At 63.6% G+C, this 1487-nt stretch carries 2 protein-coding genes; one reads left to right on the top strand and one right to left on the bottom strand.

Going from position 1 to position 1487, the window contains the following annotated elements; genetic code table 11:
* A partial coding sequence (locus IEX25_RS19710) for a hypothetical protein (RefSeq protein ID WP_188717422.1) occupies positions 1 to 198 on the bottom strand: 198 nt, incomplete at its 3' end.
* On the opposite strand from IEX25_RS19710, the gene IEX25_RS19705 reads away from it, so the two are divergent.
* Entirely contained in the window at positions 121 to 1467 is a 1347-nt protein-coding gene (locus IEX25_RS19705) for an IS5 family transposase (RefSeq protein ID WP_188717420.1), read from the top strand. The two genes, IEX25_RS19710 and IEX25_RS19705, sit on opposite strands and share 78 nt — an antisense overlap.
* Positions 1468 to 1487: the final 20 nt, after the last annotated feature.

The following is a 1487-nucleotide window of genomic DNA, read 5'->3' as shown; positions in this document are numbered from 1 at the left end:
TAGTCCGGCCTGAACAACTTCTACTGCATTGATTTTGTGTGCTGAAGCTGCGGTTTTGTTGGCTTTGAATTGCAGGGTTTCGTATGCTTTTGCCAGAAACCCTGCAATTTCCGGTCGCCGATGAAACCCCATTCCCGCGCTCCTGAACAGGATGACCTGCTCCGCCCACGACTGGTTGACATGATCGATGCGCGCCACGAGTTGGTGAAGCTTGCGGCGCTGATCGACTGGGAGTTCTTCGAACGGGAATGGGCGACCTTCTTCCCTTCGCATCAGGGTCGACCCGCGACATCGCCACGCCTGGTCGCGGGGCTCATGTATCTCCAGCACGCCTTCAAGCTCTCGGACGAGGCAGTCGTCGCCCGGTGGGTCGAGAACCCGTATTACCAACACTTCACTGGCGAGACGTTCTTCCAGCACCGTTCTCCAATCGATCCCTCGTCGCTGGTGCGCTGGCGCAAGCGGATCGGCGAGGAAGGGGTGGAGTGGCTGCTGACCAAGACGATAGAGGCAGGCCGAGCTTCTGGCGCGGTCACCGACAAGAGCCTGAAACGGGTGGCCGTCGATACGACCGTGATGGAAAAGACCATCGCTCATCCCACGGATGCGCGGCTTTACGAGCGCGCCCGCGCCCTGCTGGCGGGCTTGGCGAAAGAAGCCGGGGTCGATCTGCGCCAGAGCTACGCGCGCCTTGCCCCGCGACTGGCCCGTCAGGTCGGGCGGTATGCCCACGCCCGGCAGTTCAAGCGCATGCGCAAGGCCCTGCGCCAGCTCAAGGGCTATGTTGGCCGGGTGCGACGGGACCTACGCCGCTACCTCCAGGACATCCCCGAAGGCGCGCTGCGCGGACGGGTGCTGGAGGCGCTCTGGCTGGTTGGTCGCCTGCTCGAACAGACACCGAAGAGCAAGAACAAGATCTATGCCCTGCACGAGCCGGAGGTCGACTGCATCTCCAAGGGCAAGGCGCGGGTCCGTTACGAGTTCGGCACCAAGGTCAGCCTTGCCACCACCCTCGACGGGGGCTTTGTCGTCGGTGCCCGGAGCTTTCCTGGTAACCCCTACGACGGCCACACCCTGGCACCCGCACTGGAGCAGGTCGCGATCCTGACCGACCAGGTGCCGGCTCTGGCTGTGGTGGACCGCGGCTATCGCGGCCATGGCGTGGAGGCCACCAAGGTCCTGATCAGCGGCACGAGACGCGGCATCACCCCGCTCCTGGCACGGCTCCTCAAGCGACGAAGCGCCATCGAGCCTGAGATCGGGCACATGAAGAGCGATGGTCGCCTAGCGAGATGCCCGCTGAAAGGCCGCATCGGCGACGCGGTCTTCGCCGTCCTCTGCGCCTGCGGCCACAATATCCGCAAGATCCTCGCCCATCTCAGGGCTCTTTGGACTCTATTGCTTCACCTGATCACGGCGATCATCCGGGGCGAAAGGACCCATCACCGCCATGCAGTGGCCGCCTGAGGAGTTGTTCAGAGCCGACT

Origin of the sequence: Paracoccus acridae (genome assembly GCF_014642735.1) — a bacterium.
Taxonomy (GTDB): Bacteria; Pseudomonadota; Alphaproteobacteria; order Rhodobacterales; family Rhodobacteraceae; genus Paracoccus; species Paracoccus acridae.
The sequence above is the reverse complement of the archived record's forward strand: the minus strand, read 5'-3'. Positions and strand labels throughout refer to the sequence as shown.

Coding starts and splice junctions, on each gene's coding strand:
- IEX25_RS19705 (WP_188717420.1), top strand. CDS start 121: ATGAAACCCCATTCCCGCGCTCCTGAACAGGATGACCTGCTCCGCCCA.